The following is a 20,875-nucleotide window of genomic DNA, read 5'->3' on the forward strand; positions in this document are numbered from 1 at the left end:
CACCCCCTTACTAATATTTAAGGTTTAGTTTTTGCAGATTATCATTCACATAATACTGAAACGCATCGCATGTATGATCATCTACTTTAATTACTTCGGGATTCGGAGTTTTTAACGTCTTCGCTTCCCATTGGTATTTCTTATGTTCTTCATAAAATATCTTGTTGTTCTCAGTATCCAAAATAAAAAAACGTCCTTGCGACAATAAGTCATAGACGTTTTCAATCATTTCGACTTTTCTCTTTTTTGCTACTGGATGCAGTCTGATACCGTAATCCTTAAAGTATTGATTTCGCAATCCACCTTCAGCAGAATCGATTGTTTGCTTATCAATGTATCTACTGAACTCTTTTGTCACACTTGTAACGAACTTATTCAAGTCTGTCGAGAACTCACTAGGCGCTCGTTTAACTACCTTATTCTCAGGTGAATAGTAATACGTATCAAGTAGTATAACGTTACCTTTCTTTGTTAATCCGAACGCTAGATAAGTAGTAGCAGATACTTGATGTCCTGTATCTATTGCAATATCGATAAGAATTAAATCGTCATCTTCAGGTAACTGATTTATTTTCTTAAAGTTATTCATGTTGTAGACCATATCACCTAAACCAATGACTTCTCCACCATACATCCAGCGCCAATAATCCAAGTCGTATACTTTATACTTCTCAATTTTCCTAATCATCTGCTGAGATAAGAAACCTTTTTTATCATCCATGTATGTTGAATGGTGAATAAAATAGTCATCGTCCCCTGCTTTACTATCCAACCACTCATTGATCCAACTGTAAGGGTTACGCGGTGGATTGTACGAGAAGTACACTTTCACTTCCTTGCCTTCAATTTCTTGACGAATGAAAGTATCCTCAACAATATCAATATCTTCTACACCAGCAAATTCCGCCGCTTCCTCGAACCAAAGTGCCATTACATAACCTTTAGCAATCTTGGCTGACTTAAGCTTCAATGGATCGTCACACCCGTAAAAGTAAAAAGCAGTATTAGTTTTCTTATGCCTGATAATTAAAGGAGATTTACCGAAGTAAAACTCACTCTCTACACCAAGCATATAAATAGCCCACTTGATTTGCTCATAAATAGAAGTAGAAAGGTATTTACCAACTTTCCTTAAGCAAACTACATTACCTTGCTCATCCTCAAGAAAGTCAGTTATAAGCTTCATTGAGATGACCGATGACTTCATAGAAGAACGCCCGCCTTTTGCGACGATATGAGATTGTTCAGCAAGCCATAACGAATAGAAATTGGTGTTCATCAAGTCCATGATATTAACTGTCTTGGTCATTTTCCATCGCCTTTCTCATGGCTTCCTTATCGTTTACAATGATGACTTTACCACCGTTACTATTATCATCAGTTAGTTCTTTTATTTCAGCTCTCATCTTCTCAACGTGTACCTTTTGCACTTCCATCTGCATTTTGTGGCGTTCCTCTTCAATTTGGCGTTTAAAGTTGTCAGGAACTAAATCGAAATACTGTGCCAATTTGTCTAGGGCCTTCATCTTATCAGCTAGCTTAATGGAAATACCATCACGCCCTTGTTTCACTTCAGTAATAATTGAACCATCTACCATATCGGACTCAGCTAGATCTATAAAGTTCATCATTCGTGTTTCAGTAATGAACTCCGTCACTTCATTTCCTTCTTCATCTACTGATGTTTTTTCTAATGGTTCTAATTCAACTTCTCTTTGACCAAAGGTCACATAGTTAGTAATATCAGCAAAAGCAATCTTAATGTACTCTTTCAGTACATCCATCGCTTCTACAAATACATTTTCAACTAACTCACCTTTAAGCTCTTTTATATAGGAAGAAACTCGTTCACGCCTTAGTAATCGACTTGCTTGTACGTGAGCGCTCTCTTTCGTATACCCACTTTTAAGCGCTGCCTGAGTTCCGTTAAAGTACTTCACATAATATAAGCAAAAAAGACGCTCTTTCTCGCTAAGTTCTTCGTCTTCCAAAATCGCCTTCAATTTCTTCTTAGTTTTAGGATTTTCCACTTTGGTAATTACCTTTTTACCAGTGGTAATATTACCGGTAATATTTTCGTCCCATTTATCCTTGGATTTCCACTTTCTAACGAGAGAAATACTCTTCCCTAACTCATCAGCGATTTCTTCAATGGGCTTTTCACCCTTTGAATCTTTGTACATCTCAAAAGCCTTATCTCTTTCTACGCTTCGTCTACTCACTTCACATCACCCACCACCTTCTATTTAATAGGAAGTAATTTGTCTAACTCCTCCTTGTGGTAATTCCTCTATAAAATTTAATAAGACATTCCATACATACCAATAGCAAACATAACTAGTAACACAATCGCAATTGTTAAACGTATACGGTCATGCAACTTCGTATCACCCCTTTATAAAATAAAAAAGCAGCTGTTAGGCTACTGCAAACACTTCTTTAATATGTTCAGTTAATTCATTGTGTGTCATCTCTCTATATTGTTCAAATGACATTTCGTGCTCACCGGATAACCTTTTCCCGCTTTTGTATACCTGTATATAAAAAGATATTTTAACTACAGATAAATCAACATAATTCAATTTATTACCGTGGTACACTTCAGTCTGTTCTATGCCTATATCCGTTATAATAACTTCCACACTACTCATTCCTTTCTTTATAAAATAAAAAGCAGCGGATTCGCTACTGTAATTGTTCTACTATCTCATAAAATAACTGTTGTCCTTTTTCCGGGTATCTTTCTAATCCACCATCAGCGAAGTATTCACCCTCACTGTTTATCATTTCAATTAACACTTCACCTTTTTCCCAAACCTGCAGCGAGAACGCTACACATGATTCGAATTCTTTTAATGCTTCTTCTCTGTCTGCAGTAGCTAACATAATATCCGTATCAGCATAGTCCCACATCATAACTGTATAGATCAGCACGAAATCACCTCACACAAAATAAAAAAGGTAGCAGTTAAGCTACTCATCTAGTTGGCACCATAATTCTTTTTGTCCCGTTACAAGCAGGACATGGATCATTCAATACCTCTCGTCCATTAGGTGAACGTTCCGTTTCTAAAATAGTCATTGGCTTTCTATACTCAGTAACAGGTGGATCGAAGTAATTCAATTCCTTTCCTGTACCTTCGCAATGCGGACAAGAAATTATTTTTGTTGGAATAGCCACTCAATCACCTCAAAAGAATCTTATTTTAAAAAATCCATAACCAAAACTAATTTATACAGGGAAATTAAATATTTATTCAAATGACTGCTCATAATGTATCTTATGTAAACAAGATTTTCGGGAAATATGCTTTCATATCAACGTTTGTAGCACTTTTGAGAACTTCCACTTACAACATCTTTTATACATTGTTGATTTTACGATGTTTTCACCCTAAAACCCTCGCTTTCTCCTGCATAAACTTCACCTTGTTAACTATCTATATTTTTATCGAAATGACTCACAGTTTTACTACTTCATATATGAGAACATTTCAAAGGAGAGGTTACTATGAAAATCGAAATTCAATTAAGTCTCAAAGTTACTATCCAACGAAGTACATTAATAGAATTATTTTTATTAATCGTACAGGCTTACCTGGGGCAATAGTCTCAGGTATTTTTTTCGTTCGTTGTGTTCGTTTGTTTTGTTAGAAGAACATTGCTTTGCCGATATTTACAGCAATATATCCGAATGCATATACAACCATTAGAAATGAAACAACAATCAATACCACCTGTAAAACTAAAATAATTCCGATAAACCAGTCTTGCTTTTTGATATAGTCTATAAGTGCACCTATTAGACAAATCACAAAACAAACAACAATCCCTACAAGGAGATACAGTAATCCATTAACCATCCCCTCACTCCTTATCTTTCCTTAACAACAAACAAGACGCCCACCAGATCACGGCAGCGCCTACGATAGTCGCTATTGGTTTAATCATTATTCACTTTTACCAGCAGCAGCCACTACAATTTGCATTGCTTGTTCTTCGTTGAACCCCGCTAAAGTGAGCTCCTCAAATAGCATTTGAAAATATTTCGCTTGTTGTCTATAAATCGCTTTTACTTCGTCTTCCACTGAAGCCATCTCTTTAGCTGCATCATTCAAGAAATCATTCATAAATTATCACCCTCCTAACCAAATGTCCATTTTTGTTTAACTTCACGTTTAATGTGTAATTTCTATATAACAAAGAAAAAAGCACCCGTTATGGATGCTTTCCCTTAATCTTCTTCAATTCCTTCCATAGTATTACGACAGTGGTCACAACAACCGTCATCTAAAGCATACAACATCTCTGACCACGGAATTGGAATAGGACATTTACATTCTTCTACATAATTATATGGCAATAACCCATGTTCAATAAATGTGTTAATTTGTTTATCACTCAATTTTCCCCCTGAAACTATTAATTTCGCGATTCCAATAACCGCTTGCCCATCTAATCGTCCGCACTTTAGTAAACTTTCAACAAAGTCCTCGAAATCTGGGTCTTTACTTCGAATTACATGTTCTAAATTTTCTCTAGTAGTTTGCACTCTCATCACCCTTTCCCTTCAATGATACATTAAAAGGAATTTCGTTTCTATTTTTACCCAAAAAATGAAAAGCCATCACCGAAGTGACAGCTTTCAAGGGGATGGGAGAAAAGAGAGAAAACAAATGGCAAAGTTTCTCTGAGATCAAGGCTGAGTGCTCTCAACCTTCTCCAAGCCACCGCATCAACTAGTTTGGCTACACGCCCTGTGTTCGGTGACCTGGAGAAGACTAAGAATCTTCTCGTTTTAAGTCCGTGGACTCGAGAGCTATGGTGTAACTCTCTTATAAAGTTTTTTTAATTTTTATCAAGACGTATGTGTTAATTCCGACGCCTTGTTTGAACTAACGTATTTTCAAGGGGATGGAGAGGAGGCTCCACTACGTTAGTTCAAACAAAGAGTGGAACTCTTTGCCTAACGAAAGATGTGAGTAATTCGTTAAAAGTGTAAATCATATCGTCCAAGCCTATTTAAAATTTTGTTTACTGTCCATAAATACGATGTTCATTCAATCATGAACAACCACCCCATTCCATTTCCAGAAACAAATAACAGAGAGTAATAGACTTATATTCACTATCAACCCAGGGACGCATTCTGGGCTGAATGGTAAATACAATAGAAACAGCATGACGAATGCGAGTCATCTCACACCCGCCACACTGGAATATGTCTTCATTTGTTTTAATTGGTCTTTTCGTCTTAACGCGGGTTCGTACCGCCTTGCCCGCCCTACTATGCGGTATACGTTACCGTGACATTCTCGCATAAGAACGTTTCACTGATAGGTGTACTAATCCTCTTCGATATGCGGTTGTCAAAGGGCTTGTACATTAAGAATACTGTTGATTTGACTATCAAAGTTCTCTAAAAACCTCTCTAATTTTGTCCTCTTTTTCTCCCACTTTTTCATTCGGAAACCTCCTTGAATCTAGGTACTATTTCGTCATTTTCATCTAAAACTGATTCATCAAACATTCTAGAGGGCCTTACCCAAACCTTTCCTGTCTCAACGGAAATATATACAACCATTTCTTCACCTGTTTCACTGTGATACGCAACTTCTGATAATGTACGATACAAACCGCCTTTATAGTGTCTATATAACATTTTCATCTTCCTTCCTTATTTAAATCATTCCTAGTGATGTAGCGATTAAGCGCAATGCTGTTCTCTTTTTCGCATAGTACGCATTCTTGTACAACCCAATTTCTTCATATATAACCTCGTCTTTTAACCTTTTGTTACTTAGATACTTCTTCTTGATGATCTCGCTCTCATCTTCATCCAAACAATACGTTAGCGCCTTATCTATTTGTTTGAACTTAATATCACTTATCTTTCTCGTATCTCTGATTTCAGGGAATAAGCTGATTCCTTCCATTCTGTTTTCCTGTTGGTTCTCCATTCTGATTTTTAAAGCGCGATACTCCTTTAGTACCTTAATTACCTCTTTTTCAATTGTCTTTTGCGTCTTGTCGTCGATTTCCGGAAAGAATGCTAATTGCTCCATCTGTAATCCCCCTATTTCTAAATTTGTCTTTTTACATTCACATTAGGTACGTGAAATTTTACTATCTCTTTGTTGAATAAGGGAACGATGCTTAGTAAAGTAGCCCCCACCAATCTACTCTGCATGGTTCCGTTATCCATTTTTAACGTAATGACATCGATGATTCATCAACGACATCGGGTAACTCTGATTTACTATAAAAATATTTAGGTTTCACATAGAATTTTTTACATAATATTTGAAGTTGCTCAAAGTTTGGCGCTACCCTTGATTGTTCCATTTCAAATTCTTGATGAAAACTAATTCCGAGTAATTCCGCCACATCTTCGTTGAACAATCCGAACAGTAACCTTATTTCTTTCAATTTTTGACCATTGAATTTACCCATTTCCATCCCTCCATTAAGCTGGTACTCTTTTACTTATGGCCGCTTTCTTCTTGTCCTCATCATGAATCCTCCAGCCGTCATTAAAATGGTCAACTAACTCCTGATACTTAAATACATCGAATATCGTAACGTACTGACAATCTCCAAACCCTGGTTCTTTTCGGAACAACATATACTCTCGTGTACCCTCGTATCTTTTTATAACGCTCACCCCTTTATGATCTTGTCCACTTACTTGCATCTTTGTCCCATATCACAACGATTAACTCCTGTTTGTTTAAGTACTCCCATAACTTCTTACGTATCGGGAATCCTTCGTTGATTGCTCTTTTATGGCCTTTCACATCAACCACTTCTACACGTCCGTCTGAGTACGTCACTTTAAAGTCTGGTGTAAACCTCATAGCTGACTTTTTCGACTTGCCACTCTTTGTTATGCTGCTTTTAATCGTGAATGTTGGAATTAGTTCATATTCGGGATGAACATCTATTTTCAAGACGTCATCCCTTGTTTTTAGGTACTTATAATAGTCACATTCTGTTTTGCTATCGAATTTTATATCATCATATATAACTTCTTTACTTCTAATCTTTGGCTTCGCTGCTTTCTTTCGTTTTTGCTGTTTTCTTTTCTTAACCAACTAGTAACCTCACTTTCTATTCCATTTGTTCTTTACACTCTTCAAGAAAGTCGATAACTTCCTGAACATGCTCCCTTGTTGTCATACTCTCGATCACATGTCCCTCATCGTTATAAACATTAACCTTACTCCCTGCAAACTCCATTCCACACATTCCATCTGCACCTAATAGCTTTACATTACCTTCCATTCTTTTAACCTCGCTTTCTAATAAAAGGATTATTTTGTTGAATTTTTTACTACCAATCATCAAAAAAATATCTTATAATCGTTATATGCAAACTTATTTTTAGGAGTAGATAGAATGCCAGTTACACTCGAACTTATTCTTTTCATTCTTCTAGCAATTTGTGCTATTGGCTATTTGATAAAAGAATCTCAAAAAACTAAGAAAAGAACCCTTGGAATTTCACTAGAACTTTTAGTTCTTTTCTGGTCAATATGGAGAATATCGACTATCATAATCCAAGTTTTAGAATATAATCTCTCATGAATAAAACTCAATATTCCGTCAATACTATAGATGACACGGTAATCTTTTCTCCTTGTTCCCCCTTGGAGATGAGCAGTTAGCTTTTGCTAGCTGCTCTTTTATCGTTTTGAATGACCACACGCTTCTGTATAATCCCAATACCCTTTACATTCAGTTGAATTAGGTGTCATCTTGAAGTCTGCTAAACTTTCTGATACGCATTCCTTTGAATTAGGACGATTAGGAAAGTACATGTTCCAATAACACTCCGTACAGCTACAAGTTAAATCTTGTCCCTCTTGAACTTGGGCTACTTTTGTAAATATCGCTTCAAATAAGTCATCTATCATATCAATTCCTCCTTGAATAAATCCCCAAATCTTGTTCATACTATAAATACACTTGAGTTCTGAACTTCCTTCTTAATGTTTTTCTGGAGAGCAGTTAGCTTTTGCTAGCTGCTCTTTTAATTACACATTTTTGTATTAACACTCATATAATACTGAGAATTAAAAAATCATTTCATGTTTAAAGGAAAAGTATTCTTTTTCATTACTCCTCTCCCCCTTTAAATAACACTGTTTGAATAAGGTTTTTAAAGAGGGAATACATTAAAAAATCTTGGTTACACTGTAAACAGGCTCATGAATAGCCAATTTTACTAATACCCACTCTATGTCTATTACCTTGGGCCGAGCAATTAGCAAAAGCTAATTGCTCTTTTATATTGAGTTAATAATAAAATTTAGGTCTTATTCCTTTTCTACATCATATACTTTTAACCTAACTATCCAGCTCAAAGTGTTACCTCCTATCTTAAAGAGCACTGATGCATGGTGCTCTTTTTTAGTTTCCTTATTTCTATAAAACGAAATTTTTATACAAAAGACACACAATTAAACAAACGTAACTTCATATGATATATTGCATCCTTTCTTTTTAGAGTGGATAGTCGTTACAGAAGGGCACTTTCCGAAGTGCTCTTTTTTTAATATTCCCTACACCAAATAATTGTTGAATCATATATTAATTTCGAGAACACTCACAAGTCATAGATTTACAATGAGTCTTGGTCAAAGAGCGCTGTTACATGGCGCTCTTTTATTTATAATAAAATGAAATTTTTATTGCATTAATCCCCGTATAACATTTCCAGTCCCGCTAACACTATAACTGTAACTTAAAGTTACAATTCATTACTTGTAGGGCCTAATTTTCTTTTGTACAACAAGCAGTTAGCCAATTAGGCTGGCTGCTTGTTGTGATTAATAATGTTTTTATTTAGTTTTCTTTCATGCATATTATTTTGATATTTGTTTATACTATAGTTGTAACTTTTTGTTACAACATATATCGGCTACTTTTAAAATTGTACAATAGAGCAGTTAGCTACTTCAGTTAACTGCTTTGTTGTGTAAAATGAAGTTTTTGTTATACTCCCTCTCAAAACCTACAATATGTTAATATATACATAGATTAACAATATTTATCATTTAGACATTTAAGAAAGGATGATAAAATGGTTATTTTTCAATGGTTAGAATCCTGGTTATCTAGTGACATTCTTCATTTTAATTTATTTGTAGGTATAACAACCTTTCTTACTCTAGCATCTGTCATCTTATTCTCTATAACATTTAAGAAAATAGGTACCAACAACACAGAAAGGCTTAGAATCAAGCTCCAAATATCTTATACAATGTGTACTTCACTACTTGTCTTATTAGCCATCTTTATTCTGTGGATGCCTACAAATACTATCTATTTCAGACAGTATCTCATCATGATAATCTCCATCTCACTTCTTTTTGGATCAATATCTGGCCTGTACAATTATAGAAAAGAAACACTCACAGAGAGTTAAACTCTTTTTAGAACTCGTTGCAGTTAGCGGGTTCTTTTTTTATAAAATAGCGTTTTGGTTATAAACTCATCTTTTTAATTGCCTTACATTGAAACTCTTGTATATGGTAAAATATAGTAGATTCATATTTTAAGGAGGTTTTAATATGCCACACGAAGTTTGGCTGCCTATTCTCCTAGCAATATTCGTTGTATTTTTCCTTGATAAAGAGGAAAAACACAAACAATAACTTTATTTCTTTGTTCCAGCTTAAATATATGTACTCAGTATTTAAGCTGGTATTTTTTCAAATAACGATTTTGTCTTACTCCTCAACCAGATAAAACTGTGTTAAAATTAACCCATAATTTGTAAGGAGGTATTTAAAATGCTCTCATCATATACATGTGTATCTTGTGATCAACCTCTCATACAACACGATGAACATTCGTTTATTCATTACTGTACTAATCCAAATTGTGAAGAAGCAAAATTACACTCGGCTTTGTTGAAAGAGATGGGGTTGTGAACCCTATCTCTTTTTATTTACAATAAGGATTTTGTTAAAAAACTGCACATTTATTAAGAACATGTATAAAATATAATGTGGTATTCTTTTTCAATATTATTGTTTATCCGAGAGCGCCTTGAATGGCGCTCTTTAATTTCCAAATAATAAAATTTTTAGGTAATTACGAGAGCGGATTTTATTATGTTGTACAAGCACTACTTCACTTTATTAAATAGACTATATAGATATCTAAAAGAAGGGAGCTTTAAATTCATATGGCTGATTACTTTTATAAAGATGGTAAAAAATATTATAAAAACCAATCACATTCCAACAATCAAAAAAACAACTGTTTTATTGAAACTCATACGATAGCTGGTTTTGCAGAAAATACAAATGGAAATATACCTGTGTCTGTTTTCCTTCAAACCACCGCTCCACAAACTGTATTTGAGGATTTTACAAACAATCATAATAAAACATTAATTCAGTTATTCGTTGTCGGTATGAGTGCACCCGTTCAAGTAACTATTCTAACAAGAAGATCTAGCGTACCAATTACTACTACATTACAACCTGTTCAAACAAAAATATTTCAAGTTGAAGATTTTCAAAGTCTTACTCTTACAAAGCAGGAAGGTTCTAATAGTGAAGTTAGTTTATTTGTTCAAAAAACATTTTGTATATGCTGTAACGATAATAACGATTCATGTGATGAATATTACCACGAATGTAATTGATAGATTAAATCACCAGAAGAACCCTTTATATAAAGGGTTCTTTTCCTTTCACTCCCCTCATTTCCTCGTTTTTTATTAAAATAACTATTTTGTTTAAATTTTCATTATAAAAAGCATTTTTAGGCAACACGAGCATATATTTTTATAGGGTGTTGTTGTTAGCGTCATGGGGGTGCTTTGGTCAAGCACTCCTATTTTTTCATTTACAAAATAATACTTTCATTAAAAATCATTCATATTTCACTTTACGAATAATCTTTTTTATATCGTACATACTATCTGCAAGCCGATTTCCCACGGCTGTACTCTTTCAAAACGGAGCTCTCTCCTCCGTACCACTTGAGAACAGGCGGGTAACTTAATTAGTTGCCTGCCGTTTTTTACGTATAATCGTAAAACTTCTTGTCCATACTTTTTAGAGAAAACATCTTATGCCATTTGGAGCGACCTCCAGCACATGATATTTGTACGGCCGTTCCTACAAAAGGAGCGGTCTTATTTTATCTTTGCTTGCCCCTTTTCTATTCAAATAACGCTTTTGTTTAGTTTTCCTCTGAAAAACTCCATGAACCATCAATGTAATTGTTTGACCACTCTCGCCATTGTTCCTCAAGAAACTTTTCTACATCCTTATCTACTTTCGGATCATAACCTAATTCATCTAATGTAAATGTTTCATCATGTTTTGCGCCTGCATAACCAATGCTTAATGTAAAACGCACTTTTTTATTTGAATCCATTTCTTATTCCCCATTTCTGTACAAAATTCAAATTTTGTCTTAATTTACTCCCGTTGATCCAAACCCACCAACGCCGCGTTCACTATCCGATAGCTCGTCCACCTCTACAAAATGAGCTGTTACCACTGGCGCTATGACACCTTGAGCGATTCGTGTTCCTTTTTCAATTACATGAGCTTTCATATTTAAACTTGTTGGTCTTTCAGTATTATCAACTATCACTCCAACTTCTCCCCTAAAACCACTGTCCACCGTTCCGAGAATCACCCTTAACTTGGTATTACGTGAAATCCCGCTGCGTGGGCGCACCTGTAATTCGTATCCTGGTGGAATCTCGAATGCTAATCCAGTTGGCACAACCTTTGTTTCTCCCGGCCATATAATTGTGTCTTCCGCAGCTACAAGATCAAAACCATTATCGCCAGGTTTGGCGTACTTTGGTAAATCCACATCTTTTAATCTCTTAATCTTCACTCGTAAATTCACTCTTTATCTACTCCTTTTATCAATTCGAATAACTCCTGCTCACTCATTTCATAGAGTTGTCGTCCTGTATCTTCTTCCTTATAAATCCCTTTATGTAGTAACACATCGATGTAAATTTGTTTCCTATCCATCTTGCCTCCTAGCTGATTTGTTTCTTCTTATATTTCCGTGGTGGCTTTGTAGCCGCTTCGTATGGATCCATCTTTCTTTTAACTCTCTGGTAAAAGGTCTTATTACTAATCCCATTCGATTCCGCCAAAGGAATGTACTTTTCAAATCCTTTTGCCGTAGTAGCTGCTTCGTATGGCGTCATGCCGTTACGTTTTCGTCTGTAAAAGGTGGATTCACTAATCCCATTTTTCTCAGCTAATTTCAGCAATTTTTTATTCTTTTCATTTCCTTCCCAGCTCGTACCGACTGGTGTCGTTATAGCACGTTCCAAGCTCCAATTCAGTCCCTCCATTCGTTGATCTACATTCTTCTTGCTAACGCCAATTTGAGCAGCCTTTGCATAATCTTTTAATGTTGGCTTCTCCATTTGCTGCCTCCTAATCCAGTGACATAATTTCGTCTCGTGTACGATTAGAAATAGTTATCCTAATCTTCTGAACACCTTTACCATGTTCTTTCACCGCCATGCTCCATGCTTCGTCTTCTGTTTCAACATCGAACCAATCTATTTTTTGTCGCTCGTCCTGGTCATAAAAGTGAACTTCATACGTTATGACGTTATGCTGTAAGAACCTATCAGCCGTGCTTGTTACCGTATAAACAAAACTGCCTACAACATCCTCCAGTGTTAGTTGTTTCATGCCCCTAACCCCATCGGACGAGATTTGATTTTATTCTTATCAGCCTGATCCATAATCAATGCTGCGATTTCTAATTGATGTCTTCCTAACTCTTTTGCGATTTCAAGGATTCCTTTGCCTTCCTTCCACATTTCTTGCAATCGAATAACTTCACTTTCATCAAATACCAGGTCCAGCTCTTCTAAAGCGATATACAAATTACGACGCGATTTCTTCATGTACTTTCTCTGCTGCAACGCCATCGTATAATTTTCCTTTTCCAAATCCGTTCCAAGTCTTGGCATCCCATTTCCCCTCCAGTTGTAATTGATGAATCTCTTTTAGCTCCGCCATAACAGCATGACGCTTTCTATCTACCTCTTCAGGCGTTTGATTCGCCGCTTTGCAAATACATGGCCCAAACTGATACATGCCCGTTCCAATGTCGTTCTGAATTACTCCTGTTCCATTACACGCACACATTTTCATTCCCCCTTCTTGAAGTTTCGTAATCTATAATTATCACCAAACATTTCTAGCATTTCTGCGTTTTCCATCATTCTGCTAAAATCACGTTCTCCGTACATCTCAGCTAACTGTTCTACACTGAAATTAGTTGTGAATAAGGTACTCTTTCCAATCCGACTATCTACAATTTCATTCGTCTTCGTTTGTTTCCAAGTAACGCCTTCTTTATCTTTCTCCGTGAACTCCGCTCCGAAATCATCGATAATAAGAACATCCACTTTAGCAAGGAGTGACATTAGCTTGTCCTCTGTTAAATCACTGTTTTTGTTCCATGTAGATTTTATTTTGGTAAACAACTTGTTCATTTGAATAAACATTGCGCTGTATCCACGTTTCATTAGTTCTTTAGTGGCCGCTACACATAAATGACTTTTACCAACCCCGTAATCGCCTGTAATAATCATGCTTGTTGGCTCCTCTTTGCTGTATGTAGAAACGAAATTCATAATAGTCTTTTTTGCATCAGTTAATTCTTTTGTAGGAGGTACATAGTTATCAAAAGTAGCCTTCTTCAACTTGTCGTTGATTAGACTGTTGTCAGCAAATGAATCGTATAAACTAATAACTTGGTTCCTCTTTTGTATTACAAGCGTTTCCTGGGCCAATTGAATATCCTGAGGTGCAATCTCTTTACAATGCCAGCAGTAGGCTTTGTTATTTTCATCAAGGAACTTTTTACGTCTACATAAATCACATCTTTCATTTGCGACCTTTGGTAAAGTCATATTTGTTGATGAAGCTATTATCTTTGCCATTGACACTGCCGCTGCTTGCATTAGAATCCACTCCTTTTACTTTTTCATTTAAGTAACCTTCAAATTTAGTCCCAAATAACGTTTCTGGTCGTAAATACTGGTTCATATGGGAGTCTTTTAACCATTGTGCTGTTTTAATATTAATAACCCGTTTAAAATCATCTATAGTAAAACCGTCTTTGAATCTAGCTTTGATTAACGATCTAGTTTTCGCTGTTTTATGTTGAAAAGATTTACCCGCTTGTTCATTAAGATACGAAACGATATCTTCATAAGGGATGCAGTCTTTTGACCGTTCTTTTTGGTCAGAAGGCATATTATCTTTTAATGTAGTAATCTCTGTTGTAGTCTCTGTAGTAATCTCTGTTAAAGAATTAACCCTTTCGGTAACTTCGGAAATATTTAACTTAATGTGATTTGTAGGGGCTCCGTTGAATTTAAACTTCTTAACTTCTACAAATCCTTTTTCAATTAGTATTTTGATAGCTCGATCATATTGTTTAGGTGTAATTCGAATTTCATCTTTCCAATCCTCACGGCTTTTAGCTAACCAAAACTCTCCGTTCTTCTTAATCCGCAATTTACTTTTTCCTTGTTCGTTAGGCATGTACCAATAAACGATTTGACCTAACAAAATTCCAGCAATTAAATCTTCCGTGATATCAACATAAGCGAGTCGCACCATATATCCGCTTCTTGCAAATGTTTCTAGTTGAAATATGTTGCTACTCATTTAGTTCACCTTCTTCATCCAATATTCATAACTCACTAAATCTTCCATCCCTGTAAACCTAACCTTATCTTTACCTCTGAATTTACCTTCATGATGAAACGTTTTTTCCGCTCTATATACTCGCTTGATTGGTGTTACGTAGTCATACCCCCTTGCTTCTAAATCACGAACTGCTGTTAACATTTCTTTCATTGATCCACGTCTTACTGGCACTTGAAACATCACGCATTCTCCCTTTCGCATACCGCTATATCGCCTTGAATTTTGATTATTTTATATCCTGGGTAGCGATCGGGAGTAATGTACTCAATCGCCTTTGCTTTCGCTTCTTTTTCATTTCGTGCGCCCTTCCATACCCACGCCGGAAGGACGACTTTTGATTGATTTTTATCTAACATAGGTTTTCACTCCTTAATTCGTTTGCTCTACCTCTTCGATTGTTTCTTTTTCTTTAGCTTCCGCAATTTCTTTTTCAGCTTGTTTAACCCATTTCGTTGATTTTTTTAGTACCTCTTCAGCTTGCTTTAGTGTTAGTTCTGCAACTTCTTTAATGCTTAAATGCCCTTTAATTGTTTCCTCATCCACTTTCCGAAGAGTGGCTAATTTTTTAATGTTTAATTTAATCGCGCCAACTTGTTGGGCAGTAATCATTTCTTCTTGTACTTCCGGCAGGTCTTCGCCCGCATAAATGTATAATCCTAATCCGTGAAGCGCTATTGCCTTTACTAAGCAACGTTGAATACTTGTGTTAATGTCAAAGCTGTTAGGCTCTGCAATCGGCTTATTTTGATTGTTAAGTATTGGGTGAATCTGACTTAGTGGTATTCCTTGTACAGTTACTTCAACTTCTACAAAGTAACCGCAATCCGTTTTAAGGTATGGCACTCCATCGAATCGCTTAACTTCCCATGTTGCTGTTGGATCTACTTCGCGAAGCTTTTTAACTGCCCACGCCCATGATAAGTAGCTAAACCGACCTTTCTTTTCAACATGTTCCGTGCAATCTATTTGAGCTAATTTAGAAAAGTAATTTTCAGTTGTCATATGAATCTCCCTCTCTTTTAAAATGGTGCTAATTCCGTTTGTTTACTAGCTTCATACACTTCCATAAGTGACTGTAATCCGTATTCATAAGCCACAACCATCGATGCAGCATTTGGTTCGTTACTTTGTTTGTATCGTTCAACTAAACTCTTCATAATTTGAATTTCAGCTTCAATTTTGTTTTGTAGGCCCATCTTATTCACCCGCTACTTTCTCTGTAGAATGAGACTTTACATACTTCCAAACATATCCACCGCTTTGTTTTAATTCTCCAAGGCATGCTCTACGAATATGAGATCCCCATATTCCAGTTTCACGTTCAGCTTCTCCAGCAGATTCAAACTTCGCTAATATATCGCCTGTTTCTCTATCTATTTGTAATACAGCTTTTGGTTTAGCGCTTCGCATCTTCTTTTTAATGCTTATTAATTCGTTATCGTAAGCGTGTTTTATATTTTCTGCATTTGTAGTCCACTCTAAATTTGTATAGATGTTATTGCCCTTATTCCCGTCTTTATGATTAACCATAGGTTTATCTTCTGGATTATTAACGAAGGCATTAGCTACAAGTCTGTGAATCTTAAATGTCTTCTCAACACCTTCTAGTACTAACTTAATTTTCTTGTACCCTTTCCATTCGAAGGGCTTTAAAATTCTATGTTTCTTATATTTAAGTGACTTTACATTACCTTTATTTGAAATCTCATAATGACCTTCGTAACCAGTAATCGGCTTCCATTGTTCTTTCATTCTCCAGCCACCATCTTTCTTGCGTGTCTTTCTAAAAATCCTGAGGAGCACTCCTCACAAATGAGTGATCCTTCGAATTTGTAATAAGTCATCCCAAAGTACAGCTCACCATCACAGTCTTCGCAGTAATCCATGAAATCTCTAGCTGATGAATCGTGATGATTTCCATAAGTAATTGGATTTTCAATCATTTCCATATTCCTCCTTATTTACTAAGAGAAACAAAATATGTTATAATGTAGGTACAGATATTTATTTGTTTCTCTAAAACCGTCCTATTGGTGGGGGCGGTTTTTTATTTCTCAACTAAATAGACAGAATTTTCAATTTTTAACCCGTCATTTTCATTGAGTTACTGATAAAATAGAATCAACCTGTTGAAACACCCTTCTTGGATACCTGTGCCTCCCCGTACAGGTATTTTTAATGCTAGTTTTTAACTAGCAGATTCATTGTTCTCACCCTTTCTGATGCTTCGCGCATCGGAATACCCAGGAACCCATTTACTAGGTGGGGGATACCATTAGATTCCTGAATATTCCGACAAGCAAGAGCTTGTCCTATTAACTCTATAAAGACGCTATTACAAACATAAGCCCTTATAGATTCTTTGGATTATCAACTTTTTTCATAATTTTCATCATAGTTTTTCACATTCATACTTCTGTAACATTTGTATATAATATTTAAAGGAATTTCGTGTTAAACTTATAACAATCCAAGAAGTCCTTTACTTTTAGAATCGACAATTCTTCAATACCCTTAGTCTTGCCCTGCATCCCCTTGCAGGGCTTTTATCATTTAGCTAGAGTTATAAACTCCTTATGCATTTCCTCAACCTTCTCTGCGCTGTTATGTATCCCTCTAGCTCGTAAATCACGTATCATCTTGATGATCTTTACTTTCTCTTCTTTGTCCCGCTGCTGTTTATCCATCAACTTCATCCTTTATCAACTGCTTTATGCTTTTGTAGTTCAATCCTACAAAGATGAGAAATACAACTAATACCATTAAGTGTGAGAATGTGCTTTCTTCCATCGTTTACACCGCCTTCTGTTCTTGTTCTTTCTTCAGTCGGTCTATGATGTATGCTTGTCCTTTTGGTGTTACGTATGTTGTTGTCCATGTGAATGGCTCTCCACTTGGTTTCTGTTTAACACCTTGTGCGATTTCAAAGTATCCTTTTTCAACAGATGATTGAGTGGGTTCAGTGGATCGCTTGAATAGTAGATTCCATTCTCTAAGTTTTGCGAATAACTGACGTTGTCCAATCTTGATATTGTGTTTAGCTGCTAGCTTTGCAACCTCACTCACTTTTAGTGATTTATCGGACTGCATACACGCTGCTGCGAATGTTACCAATGGTTGTTGCTGTACAATTTGTTGTTTCGCTGCTGCAAGCTTTTCTTTCTCTTCTTTTAATTTAGTGAGAAGACCGATTGCAAAGTCTGGGTTAGTCACCGCTTGTTCCAGGACTTGATCTGTCATGTATGCTCCGTGTTTTCTAATAGAAGGAAGTACTTCACTTGTTACCCACTTTTTGAATGCTTTTGCTTGTGGTTTGCGGCTTCTAAGTATTAAAGAGTAAAGTCCTGATTCATTAATAATCATTGGCTTTCTTCCTGAACCCGAATACTGTTCGTGTTTAGATTTTTCATCATCATCTAAAGCTATCAATGCTTTATTTGTGTCGTTTAGTTCTAAAATGTCACACACATCTTTTGCTACAAACCAAACATCTTCACCTTGTGTTACCGTTCGAACCTGGCCGAACTCTTCATTATTGAAAACTTGTAATTGATTCATTTTCTTTCCCCCTTCACGTTCACGTTTCGTGAACATTTGGTTAAAAAATAATAGTTAACTTTTCGTTAACCTTCTACTAATTCATCGACTGTAACTCCATACAATTTAGATAGTAAACCTAATCTGTATAAGCTTGGTTGCCTCTTACCTGACTCAAGTTGTGAATACGCAGATTTTGTTGAATACCCCAGATAATCACTTACATAAACCTGACTATAGCCACGATTCTTGCGTAACGCTTTGGCTTTTCCTATATTTAATTTCATGTTTATCACCTTTGTTCGTTTCGTTAATTTGATAATAACATGACGTTCACTATTTGTGAACCCTTAAATTTAATTCTCTTTAAAAAAACTTAAAAAGGTTGTCTTTGAGTGAACTTTTCTGTTACATTTTAAATATATATTAGGTATATATTTAATATACAAACGCAAAAGATAATGGTATATGTGAACGTTATAAAGGGGAGAAAACAAATGAATCACCAATTAATTAGCAAGAGGGTTAAAGAAATCAGGACTGAAATACTAAAAATGAGTCAATCTGAATTCATTAATGCGCTTGGATTAAAAAGTAAATCAGCAGTTTCTATGTGGGAGAACGAAGAAATGGATAAATGCCCATCAAGAAAAACTTCTTTAGATATAGCAAAACTCGCAAATGTCTCTGTAGCTTATGTACTAGGAGAATCCGATGAAAAGAACCCTATTACAAGTGCTCAAGATGAATTTGAAGAACTAATTACTCAATTTAGAGAAAAAGACCCAGAAAAGCAAAAGGAAATTATGAAATTATTTAAAGACTTAATGAAGATAACAGGCGATTGATAGCATTAGAAGCTACTGATTGCCTGTTTCATTTTTGATATGATTTCAAGTGACTTTTCATCACCTTCATGCGCTGCTTTAATAACCTCTAATAATTGTGATTCAAATTCCATTACCTCTGTTACTACTAAGCTTTCTACGATCTCTTTTTTCATCCCCAACATCCTCCGATATCTTCATAGTAGTTTGTGAATCGATTCACATTCGTTGAACTTTACTATATTTTTTATTAAAAGTTCAATAACCCCAAAAATGACGAATGACGTCTTCTGCAAGAGAAGACGTCATTCTTATATATCTATAAAATTAGATCCCTGTTCCAGGATCCTCTGCATATAAAATTACGTTTTGTGTTTCTTTAGCAACTTGTTTTGGTTGCTCTTTATTATCAACTGGAGCGAATAAGAAACCGCCAGCTAATGCTACGCTTGTGATTAGCGATAGTACTTTTTTCATTTAACATCACCCAACTAAATTATAGCATTTTTGGGACATTATTCCTAGATTTTTCTTTGCTAAATAAGAATAAAAAATATCAGAAGATCGCTCAAATAAATCTAAGGCATCACTTAGTATTTGTGGATCATTTTCCTTCGCTATCCCTAGATAAGTTAAACCAAAAGCACTAAGTTTTCCTTTATTTTCAATTACATCTTCCAGTATACTTATTGCTTTTTCACAATTACCTTTTTGTATTTCTAAATAGGCCTTTTCAACTTTATCCTTAGGGTTGATATTATCCAGATCTACCTTCCAATGTATCTTCAAGAAATCAATCGTATTCAATATCATATTTTTCCTCTTCATCATTTGATTGCCAGGGCCGTTCGTTATGATACTTGCAGCAGCATTTAAATATCCTAATGATTTATGGTAATCCGTAAAGATATACGACTCTCCCAACACACCGTACGCTGTTGCTTTAAAGATAGGAAATAACATGTCCGAACTTTCATCGTTGATTATTTCATGGCATACACATCTTAATCTTGGAATCTCATTACACGTTAACAATCCGTAAATAGTAGCTTCTTGTATTTTAAATTTCAAAAATTCCTTAGCGTAGTTATCTTCCAACTCTTCGACCTTCTCATGTAATTCTTCAGAAAGTCGAATCATCGACTTATAGTTTTTCTGATCATATCTAATATGAAGAAGTACAATATCCTTGAGAATCTCAAATTCAACATTTTTTGATTTAATACCCTCTACTTTTTCTTTGTAAACCTTTAATAGTCCATCACCAGATAGATCACCTTTATAACGTAGATATATTAATCTACACGCCTTTTCCCAATCGTGTTTAATTGTTGTTTCGTTTAACAGTTCCGCTACGGTATCTAATTCCCCGTGTGCTAATAAATAATATACAGCTATCTTTTTATTCCCTTGTCTCTTCAAGACACTAGAATATTTACGGCAAAAACTCCTTCTTGCATTAACATCATCAGGATACACTTCTTTTAAAATTACTCCATACTTATTAAAAACGAGTTGATGTTTTCCTTTTAAGAATCTTGATAGTGTAGCGCCATCTATGTCGATTCTTTTTACAAGTTGAGTTCTATTGATGTTTTTGCTATCCATATCATCTGATATCTTGCTTAACACTTTTTGCATGAAATTGCTCCCCTTTTTCGGAACAAAAGACACGTTATACCCAGTTTGTTACATTTAAGGAAAACGCGTCACTATATCTAAGATGTGTGTTATAATTATGTATGAGACTTATGACAAGTGTTTTCCCTACTCGCA

Annotated in this window: 39 protein-coding genes; 3 read left to right on the plus strand and 36 right to left on the minus strand. The window is 35.5% G+C overall.

Features of this window, described 5'->3' with window-relative positions; all coding sequences use genetic code 11:
• Positions 1-10: 10 nt before the first annotated feature.
• The 14 genes from QCI46_RS29410 to QCI46_RS29475 form a co-directional block, all read right to left on the minus strand.
• Positions 11-1,309: a PBSX family phage terminase large subunit gene (locus tag QCI46_RS29410; RefSeq protein ID WP_353842159.1), complete on the minus strand. Its 1,299-nt coding sequence runs from the start codon at positions 1,307-1,309 to the stop codon at positions 11-13.
• Positions 1,293-2,222, minus strand: a complete 930-nt coding sequence (locus QCI46_RS29415; protein ID WP_353842160.1) for a terminase small subunit — start codon at positions 2,220-2,222, stop codon at positions 1,293-1,295. Before QCI46_RS29415 ends, QCI46_RS29410 begins: the two co-directional genes overlap by 17 nt.
• 195 nt (positions 2,223-2,417) lie before the next feature.
• Complete coding sequence (locus tag QCI46_RS29420) at positions 2,418-2,642, minus strand: hypothetical protein (RefSeq protein ID WP_353842161.1); 225 nt, start codon at positions 2,640-2,642, stop codon at positions 2,418-2,420.
• A 43-nt stretch (positions 2,643-2,685) separates the two neighbouring features.
• Entirely contained in the window at positions 2,686-2,934 is a 249-nt protein-coding gene (locus QCI46_RS29425) for a hypothetical protein (protein WP_353842162.1), read from the minus strand.
• A gap of 43 nt (positions 2,935-2,977) precedes the next feature.
• Entirely contained in the window at positions 2,978-3,181 is a 204-nt protein-coding gene (locus QCI46_RS29430; RefSeq protein WP_353842163.1) for a hypothetical protein, read from the minus strand.
• Positions 3,182-3,650: 469 nt separating this feature from the next.
• The gene (locus tag QCI46_RS29435) at positions 3,651-3,863 is read right to left on the minus strand and encodes a hypothetical protein (RefSeq protein ID WP_353842164.1); all 213 of its coding nucleotides are present in this window, start codon (positions 3,861-3,863) and stop codon (positions 3,651-3,653) included.
• Positions 3,864-3,950: 87 nt separating this feature from the next.
• Entirely contained in the window at positions 3,951-4,130 is a 180-nt protein-coding gene (locus QCI46_RS29440) for a hypothetical protein (RefSeq protein ID WP_353842165.1), read from the minus strand.
• Between the two features lie 104 nt (positions 4,131-4,234).
• The gene (locus QCI46_RS29445) at positions 4,235-4,552 is read right to left on the minus strand and encodes a hypothetical protein (protein WP_353842166.1); all 318 of its coding nucleotides are present in this window, start codon (positions 4,550-4,552) and stop codon (positions 4,235-4,237) included.
• A gap of 909 nt (positions 4,553-5,461) precedes the next feature.
• Entirely contained in the window at positions 5,462-5,662 is a 201-nt protein-coding gene (locus tag QCI46_RS29450; protein WP_000966861.1) for a DUF1653 domain-containing protein, read from the minus strand.
• Positions 5,663-5,681: 19 nt separating this feature from the next.
• Complete coding sequence (locus tag QCI46_RS29455) at positions 5,682-6,065, minus strand: ArpU family phage packaging/lysis transcriptional regulator (RefSeq protein WP_353842167.1); 384 nt, start codon at positions 6,063-6,065, stop codon at positions 5,682-5,684.
• A 142-nt stretch (positions 6,066-6,207) separates the two neighbouring features.
• The gene (locus QCI46_RS29460) at positions 6,208-6,453 is read right to left on the minus strand and encodes a helix-turn-helix domain-containing protein (RefSeq protein WP_353842168.1); all 246 of its coding nucleotides are present in this window, start codon (positions 6,451-6,453) and stop codon (positions 6,208-6,210) included.
• A 13-nt stretch (positions 6,454-6,466) separates the two neighbouring features.
• Positions 6,467-6,694 carry a hypothetical protein gene (locus QCI46_RS29465; RefSeq protein ID WP_353842169.1) on the minus strand — a complete coding sequence of 76 codons (228 nt, stop codon included), beginning with the start codon at positions 6,692-6,694 and terminating at the stop codon, positions 6,467-6,469.
• Positions 6,669-7,094, minus strand: a complete 426-nt coding sequence (locus tag QCI46_RS29470; RefSeq protein WP_353842170.1) for a DUF1064 domain-containing protein — start codon at positions 7,092-7,094, stop codon at positions 6,669-6,671. Before QCI46_RS29470 ends, QCI46_RS29465 begins: the two co-directional genes overlap by 26 nt.
• Before the next feature lie 16 nt (positions 7,095-7,110).
• Positions 7,111-7,284 (minus strand): hypothetical protein, encoded by a 174-nt coding sequence (locus QCI46_RS29475; protein WP_353842171.1) that lies wholly within the window; start codon positions 7,282-7,284, stop codon positions 7,111-7,113.
• A gap of 114 nt (positions 7,285-7,398) precedes the next feature.
• Between QCI46_RS29475 and QCI46_RS29480 the strand changes: the two genes are divergently transcribed.
• Complete coding sequence (locus tag QCI46_RS29480) at positions 7,399-7,587, plus strand: hypothetical protein (RefSeq protein WP_353842172.1); 189 nt, start codon at positions 7,399-7,401, stop codon at positions 7,585-7,587.
• Positions 7,588-7,685: 98 nt separating this feature from the next.
• Here the strand turns inward: QCI46_RS29480 and QCI46_RS29485 are convergent, their stop codons facing one another.
• On the minus strand, positions 7,686-7,955 hold the full coding sequence (locus tag QCI46_RS29485; protein ID WP_483299040.1) for a hypothetical protein: 270 nt from the start codon (positions 7,953-7,955) through the stop codon (positions 7,686-7,688).
• 2,240 nt (positions 7,956-10,195) lie between these two features.
• On the opposite strand from QCI46_RS29485, the gene QCI46_RS29490 reads away from it, so the two are divergent.
• A complete protein-coding gene (locus QCI46_RS29490; protein WP_060487471.1) occupies positions 10,196-10,660 on the plus strand; it encodes a hypothetical protein in 465 nt (154 codons plus the stop codon).
• Positions 10,661-11,202: 542 nt separating this feature from the next.
• Here QCI46_RS29490 and QCI46_RS29495 read toward each other — a convergent pair.
• From QCI46_RS29495 to QCI46_RS29580, 18 genes are all read right to left on the minus strand, one after another.
• The gene (locus QCI46_RS29495) at positions 11,203-11,400 is read right to left on the minus strand and encodes a DUF7167 family protein (protein ID WP_353842173.1); all 198 of its coding nucleotides are present in this window, start codon (positions 11,398-11,400) and stop codon (positions 11,203-11,205) included.
• Positions 11,401-11,439: 39 nt separating this feature from the next.
• Positions 11,440-11,886 carry a dUTP diphosphatase gene (gene dut, locus QCI46_RS29500; protein ID WP_353842174.1) on the minus strand — a complete coding sequence of 149 codons (447 nt, stop codon included), beginning with the start codon at positions 11,884-11,886 and terminating at the stop codon, positions 11,440-11,442.
• On the minus strand, positions 11,883-12,017 hold the full coding sequence (gene fbpA, locus QCI46_RS29505; RefSeq protein ID WP_147787530.1) for a Fur-regulated basic protein FbpA: 135 nt from the start codon (positions 12,015-12,017) through the stop codon (positions 11,883-11,885). The genes dut and fbpA overlap by 4 nt, the downstream gene beginning before the upstream one ends.
• An 8-nt stretch (positions 12,018-12,025) precedes the next feature.
• On the minus strand, positions 12,026-12,424 hold the full coding sequence (locus tag QCI46_RS29510; RefSeq protein ID WP_353842175.1) for a hypothetical protein: 399 nt from the start codon (positions 12,422-12,424) through the stop codon (positions 12,026-12,028).
• A gap of 10 nt (positions 12,425-12,434) precedes the next feature.
• Positions 12,435-12,698 carry a hypothetical protein gene (locus tag QCI46_RS29515; protein WP_353842176.1) on the minus strand — a complete coding sequence of 88 codons (264 nt, stop codon included), beginning with the start codon at positions 12,696-12,698 and terminating at the stop codon, positions 12,435-12,437.
• Positions 12,695-12,940: a helix-turn-helix domain containing protein gene (locus QCI46_RS29520; protein ID WP_430628810.1), complete on the minus strand. Its 246-nt coding sequence runs from the start codon at positions 12,938-12,940 to the stop codon at positions 12,695-12,697. Before QCI46_RS29520 ends, QCI46_RS29515 begins: the two co-directional genes overlap by 4 nt.
• Positions 12,897-13,160 (minus strand): hypothetical protein, encoded by a 264-nt coding sequence (locus QCI46_RS29525; protein WP_353842177.1) that lies wholly within the window; start codon positions 13,158-13,160, stop codon positions 12,897-12,899. The genes QCI46_RS29520 and QCI46_RS29525 overlap by 44 nt, the downstream gene beginning before the upstream one ends.
• Before the next feature lie 2 nt (positions 13,161-13,162).
• Positions 13,163-13,981, minus strand: coding sequence for an ATP-binding protein (locus QCI46_RS29530; RefSeq protein WP_353842178.1), 819 nt, complete (start codon positions 13,979-13,981; stop codon positions 13,163-13,165).
• Positions 13,905-14,693 carry a conserved phage C-terminal domain-containing protein gene (locus QCI46_RS29535; protein ID WP_353842179.1) on the minus strand — a complete coding sequence of 263 codons (789 nt, stop codon included), beginning with the start codon at positions 14,691-14,693 and terminating at the stop codon, positions 13,905-13,907. The genes QCI46_RS29530 and QCI46_RS29535 overlap by 77 nt, the downstream gene beginning before the upstream one ends.
• On the minus strand, positions 14,694-14,915 hold the full coding sequence (locus QCI46_RS29540) for a hypothetical protein (RefSeq protein WP_353842180.1): 222 nt from the start codon (positions 14,913-14,915) through the stop codon (positions 14,694-14,696). It abuts the gene before it with no gap.
• A complete protein-coding gene (locus QCI46_RS29545; RefSeq protein WP_170957001.1) occupies positions 14,915-15,091 on the minus strand; it encodes a hypothetical protein in 177 nt (58 codons plus the stop codon). Before QCI46_RS29545 ends, QCI46_RS29540 begins: the two co-directional genes overlap by 1 nt.
• A gap of 13 nt (positions 15,092-15,104) precedes the next feature.
• On the minus strand, positions 15,105-15,737 hold the full coding sequence (locus QCI46_RS29550) for a Sak single strand annealing protein (protein WP_353842181.1): 633 nt from the start codon (positions 15,735-15,737) through the stop codon (positions 15,105-15,107).
• 17 nt (positions 15,738-15,754) lie between these two features.
• Positions 15,755-15,931, minus strand: a complete 177-nt coding sequence (locus QCI46_RS29555) for a hypothetical protein (protein WP_176551460.1) — start codon at positions 15,929-15,931, stop codon at positions 15,755-15,757.
• 1 nt (position 15,932) lies between these two features.
• Positions 15,933-16,487 (minus strand): NUMOD4 domain-containing protein, encoded by a 555-nt coding sequence (locus QCI46_RS29560; RefSeq protein WP_098858235.1) that lies wholly within the window; start codon positions 16,485-16,487, stop codon positions 15,933-15,935.
• A complete protein-coding gene (locus tag QCI46_RS29565) occupies positions 16,484-16,678 on the minus strand; it encodes a hypothetical protein (RefSeq protein ID WP_098858236.1) in 195 nt (64 codons plus the stop codon). The genes QCI46_RS29560 and QCI46_RS29565 overlap by 4 nt, the downstream gene beginning before the upstream one ends.
• 606 nt (positions 16,679-17,284) lie before the next feature.
• Entirely contained in the window at positions 17,285-17,422 is a 138-nt protein-coding gene (locus tag QCI46_RS29570) for a hypothetical protein (protein WP_353842182.1), read from the minus strand.
• 106 nt (positions 17,423-17,528) lie between these two features.
• Complete coding sequence (locus QCI46_RS29575; protein WP_353842183.1) at positions 17,529-18,293, minus strand: BRO family protein; 765 nt, start codon at positions 18,291-18,293, stop codon at positions 17,529-17,531.
• A gap of 65 nt (positions 18,294-18,358) precedes the next feature.
• Positions 18,359-18,559, minus strand: a complete 201-nt coding sequence (locus QCI46_RS29580) for a helix-turn-helix domain-containing protein (RefSeq protein WP_353842184.1) — start codon at positions 18,557-18,559, stop codon at positions 18,359-18,361.
• 210 nt (positions 18,560-18,769) lie between these two features.
• Between QCI46_RS29580 and QCI46_RS29585 the strand changes: the two genes are divergently transcribed.
• Complete coding sequence (locus tag QCI46_RS29585) at positions 18,770-19,120, plus strand: helix-turn-helix domain-containing protein (protein ID WP_070179807.1); 351 nt, start codon at positions 18,770-18,772, stop codon at positions 19,118-19,120.
• Between the two features lie 5 nt (positions 19,121-19,125).
• Here the strand turns inward: QCI46_RS29585 and QCI46_RS29590 are convergent, their stop codons facing one another.
• The 3 genes from QCI46_RS29590 to QCI46_RS29600 all read right to left on the minus strand — a co-directional run bounded on the left by QCI46_RS29590 (position 19,126) and on the right by QCI46_RS29600 (position 20,740).
• On the minus strand, positions 19,126-19,275 hold the full coding sequence (locus tag QCI46_RS29590) for a hypothetical protein (protein WP_353842185.1): 150 nt from the start codon (positions 19,273-19,275) through the stop codon (positions 19,126-19,128).
• 151 nt (positions 19,276-19,426) lie between these two features.
• The gene (locus tag QCI46_RS29595; RefSeq protein WP_353842186.1) at positions 19,427-19,576 is read right to left on the minus strand and encodes a hypothetical protein; all 150 of its coding nucleotides are present in this window, start codon (positions 19,574-19,576) and stop codon (positions 19,427-19,429) included.
• Between the two features lie 6 nt (positions 19,577-19,582).
• Positions 19,583-20,740 carry an AimR family lysis-lysogeny pheromone receptor gene (locus QCI46_RS29600; RefSeq protein WP_353842187.1) on the minus strand — a complete coding sequence of 386 codons (1,158 nt, stop codon included), beginning with the start codon at positions 20,738-20,740 and terminating at the stop codon, positions 19,583-19,585.
• Between the last annotated feature and the right edge of the window lie 135 nt (positions 20,741-20,875).

This window comes from Bacillus cereus group sp. RP32 (assembly GCF_040459735.1).
GTDB classification, from domain to species: domain Bacteria; phylum Bacillota; class Bacilli; order Bacillales; family Bacillaceae_G; genus Bacillus_A; species Bacillus_A wiedmannii.

What these genes read in the sequence shown, in the direction of transcription:
- QCI46_RS29570 (WP_353842182.1), bottom strand. Translation starts at nt 17,422, where the DNA reads ATGGATAAACAGCAGCGGGACAAAGAAGAGAAAGTAAAGATCATCAAG.
- QCI46_RS29550 (WP_353842181.1), bottom strand. Translation starts at nt 15,737, where the DNA reads ATGACAACTGAAAATTACTTTTCTAAATTAGCTCAAATAGATTGCACG.
- QCI46_RS29495 (WP_353842173.1), bottom strand. Translation starts at nt 11,400, where the DNA reads ATGGATTCAAATAAAAAAGTGCGTTTTACATTAAGCATTGGTTATGCA.
- QCI46_RS29565 (WP_098858236.1), bottom strand. Translation starts at nt 16,678, where the DNA reads ATGATTGAAAATCCAATTACTTATGGAAATCATCACGATTCATCAGCT.
- QCI46_RS29480 (WP_353842172.1), top strand. Translation starts at nt 7,399, where the DNA reads ATGCCAGTTACACTCGAACTTATTCTTTTCATTCTTCTAGCAATTTGT.
- QCI46_RS29410 (WP_353842159.1), bottom strand. Translation starts at nt 1,309, where the DNA reads ATGACCAAGACAGTTAATATCATGGACTTGATGAACACCAATTTCTAT.
- QCI46_RS29595 (WP_353842186.1), bottom strand. Translation starts at nt 19,576, where the DNA reads ATGAAAAAAGTACTATCGCTAATCACAAGCGTAGCATTAGCTGGCGGT.
- QCI46_RS29580 (WP_353842184.1), bottom strand. Translation starts at nt 18,559, where the DNA reads ATGAAATTAAATATAGGAAAAGCCAAAGCGTTACGCAAGAATCGTGGC.
- QCI46_RS29440 (WP_353842165.1), bottom strand. Translation starts at nt 4,130, where the DNA reads ATGAATGATTTCTTGAATGATGCAGCTAAAGAGATGGCTTCAGTGGAA.
- QCI46_RS29435 (WP_353842164.1), bottom strand. Translation starts at nt 3,863, where the DNA reads ATGGTTAATGGATTACTGTATCTCCTTGTAGGGATTGTTGTTTGTTTT.
- QCI46_RS29575 (WP_353842183.1), bottom strand. Translation starts at nt 18,293, where the DNA reads ATGAATCAATTACAAGTTTTCAATAATGAAGAGTTCGGCCAGGTTCGA.
- QCI46_RS29545 (WP_170957001.1), bottom strand. Translation starts at nt 15,091, where the DNA reads ATGTTAGATAAAAATCAATCAAAAGTCGTCCTTCCGGCGTGGGTATGG.
- QCI46_RS29560 (WP_098858235.1), bottom strand. Translation starts at nt 16,487, where the DNA reads ATGAAAGAACAATGGAAGCCGATTACTGGTTACGAAGGTCATTATGAG.
- QCI46_RS29465 (WP_353842169.1), bottom strand. Translation starts at nt 6,694, where the DNA reads ATGCAAGTAAGTGGACAAGATCATAAAGGGGTGAGCGTTATAAAAAGA.
- QCI46_RS29520 (WP_430628810.1), bottom strand. Translation starts at nt 12,940, where the DNA reads ATGGCGTTGCAGCAGAGAAAGTACATGAAGAAATCGCGTCGTAATTTG.
- QCI46_RS29540 (WP_353842180.1), bottom strand. Translation starts at nt 14,915, where the DNA reads ATGTTTCAAGTGCCAGTAAGACGTGGATCAATGAAAGAAATGTTAACA.
- QCI46_RS29590 (WP_353842185.1), bottom strand. Translation starts at nt 19,275, where the DNA reads ATGAAAAAAGAGATCGTAGAAAGCTTAGTAGTAACAGAGGTAATGGAA.
- QCI46_RS29460 (WP_353842168.1), bottom strand. Translation starts at nt 6,453, where the DNA reads ATGGGTAAATTCAATGGTCAAAAATTGAAAGAAATAAGGTTACTGTTC.
- QCI46_RS29600 (WP_353842187.1), bottom strand. Translation starts at nt 20,740, where the DNA reads ATGCAAAAAGTGTTAAGCAAGATATCAGATGATATGGATAGCAAAAAC.
- QCI46_RS29535 (WP_353842179.1), bottom strand. Translation starts at nt 14,693, where the DNA reads ATGAGTAGCAACATATTTCAACTAGAAACATTTGCAAGAAGCGGATAT.
- QCI46_RS29485 (WP_483299040.1), bottom strand. Translation starts at nt 7,955, where the DNA reads ATGAACAAGATTTGGGGATTTATTCAAGGAGGAATTGATATGATAGAT.
- QCI46_RS29475 (WP_353842171.1), bottom strand. Translation starts at nt 7,284, where the DNA reads ATGGAAGGTAATGTAAAGCTATTAGGTGCAGATGGAATGTGTGGAATG.
- QCI46_RS29510 (WP_353842175.1), bottom strand. Translation starts at nt 12,424, where the DNA reads ATGGAGAAGCCAACATTAAAAGATTATGCAAAGGCTGCTCAAATTGGC.
- QCI46_RS29555 (WP_176551460.1), bottom strand. Translation starts at nt 15,931, where the DNA reads ATGGGCCTACAAAACAAAATTGAAGCTGAAATTCAAATTATGAAGAGT.
- QCI46_RS29455 (WP_353842167.1), bottom strand. Translation starts at nt 6,065, where the DNA reads ATGGAGCAATTAGCATTCTTTCCGGAAATCGACGACAAGACGCAAAAG.
- fbpA (WP_147787530.1), bottom strand. Translation starts at nt 12,017, where the DNA reads ATGGATAGGAAACAAATTTACATCGATGTGTTACTACATAAAGGGATT.
- QCI46_RS29585 (WP_070179807.1), top strand. Translation starts at nt 18,770, where the DNA reads ATGAATCACCAATTAATTAGCAAGAGGGTTAAAGAAATCAGGACTGAA.
- QCI46_RS29450 (WP_000966861.1), bottom strand. Translation starts at nt 5,662, where the DNA reads ATGTTATATAGACACTATAAAGGCGGTTTGTATCGTACATTATCAGAA.
- QCI46_RS29490 (WP_060487471.1), top strand. Translation starts at nt 10,196, where the DNA reads ATGGCTGATTACTTTTATAAAGATGGTAAAAAATATTATAAAAACCAA.
- QCI46_RS29515 (WP_353842176.1), bottom strand. Translation starts at nt 12,698, where the DNA reads ATGAAACAACTAACACTGGAGGATGTTGTAGGCAGTTTTGTTTATACG.
- QCI46_RS29530 (WP_353842178.1), bottom strand. Translation starts at nt 13,981, where the DNA reads ATGCAAGCAGCGGCAGTGTCAATGGCAAAGATAATAGCTTCATCAACA.
- QCI46_RS29525 (WP_353842177.1), bottom strand. Translation starts at nt 13,160, where the DNA reads ATGTGTGCGTGTAATGGAACAGGAGTAATTCAGAACGACATTGGAACG.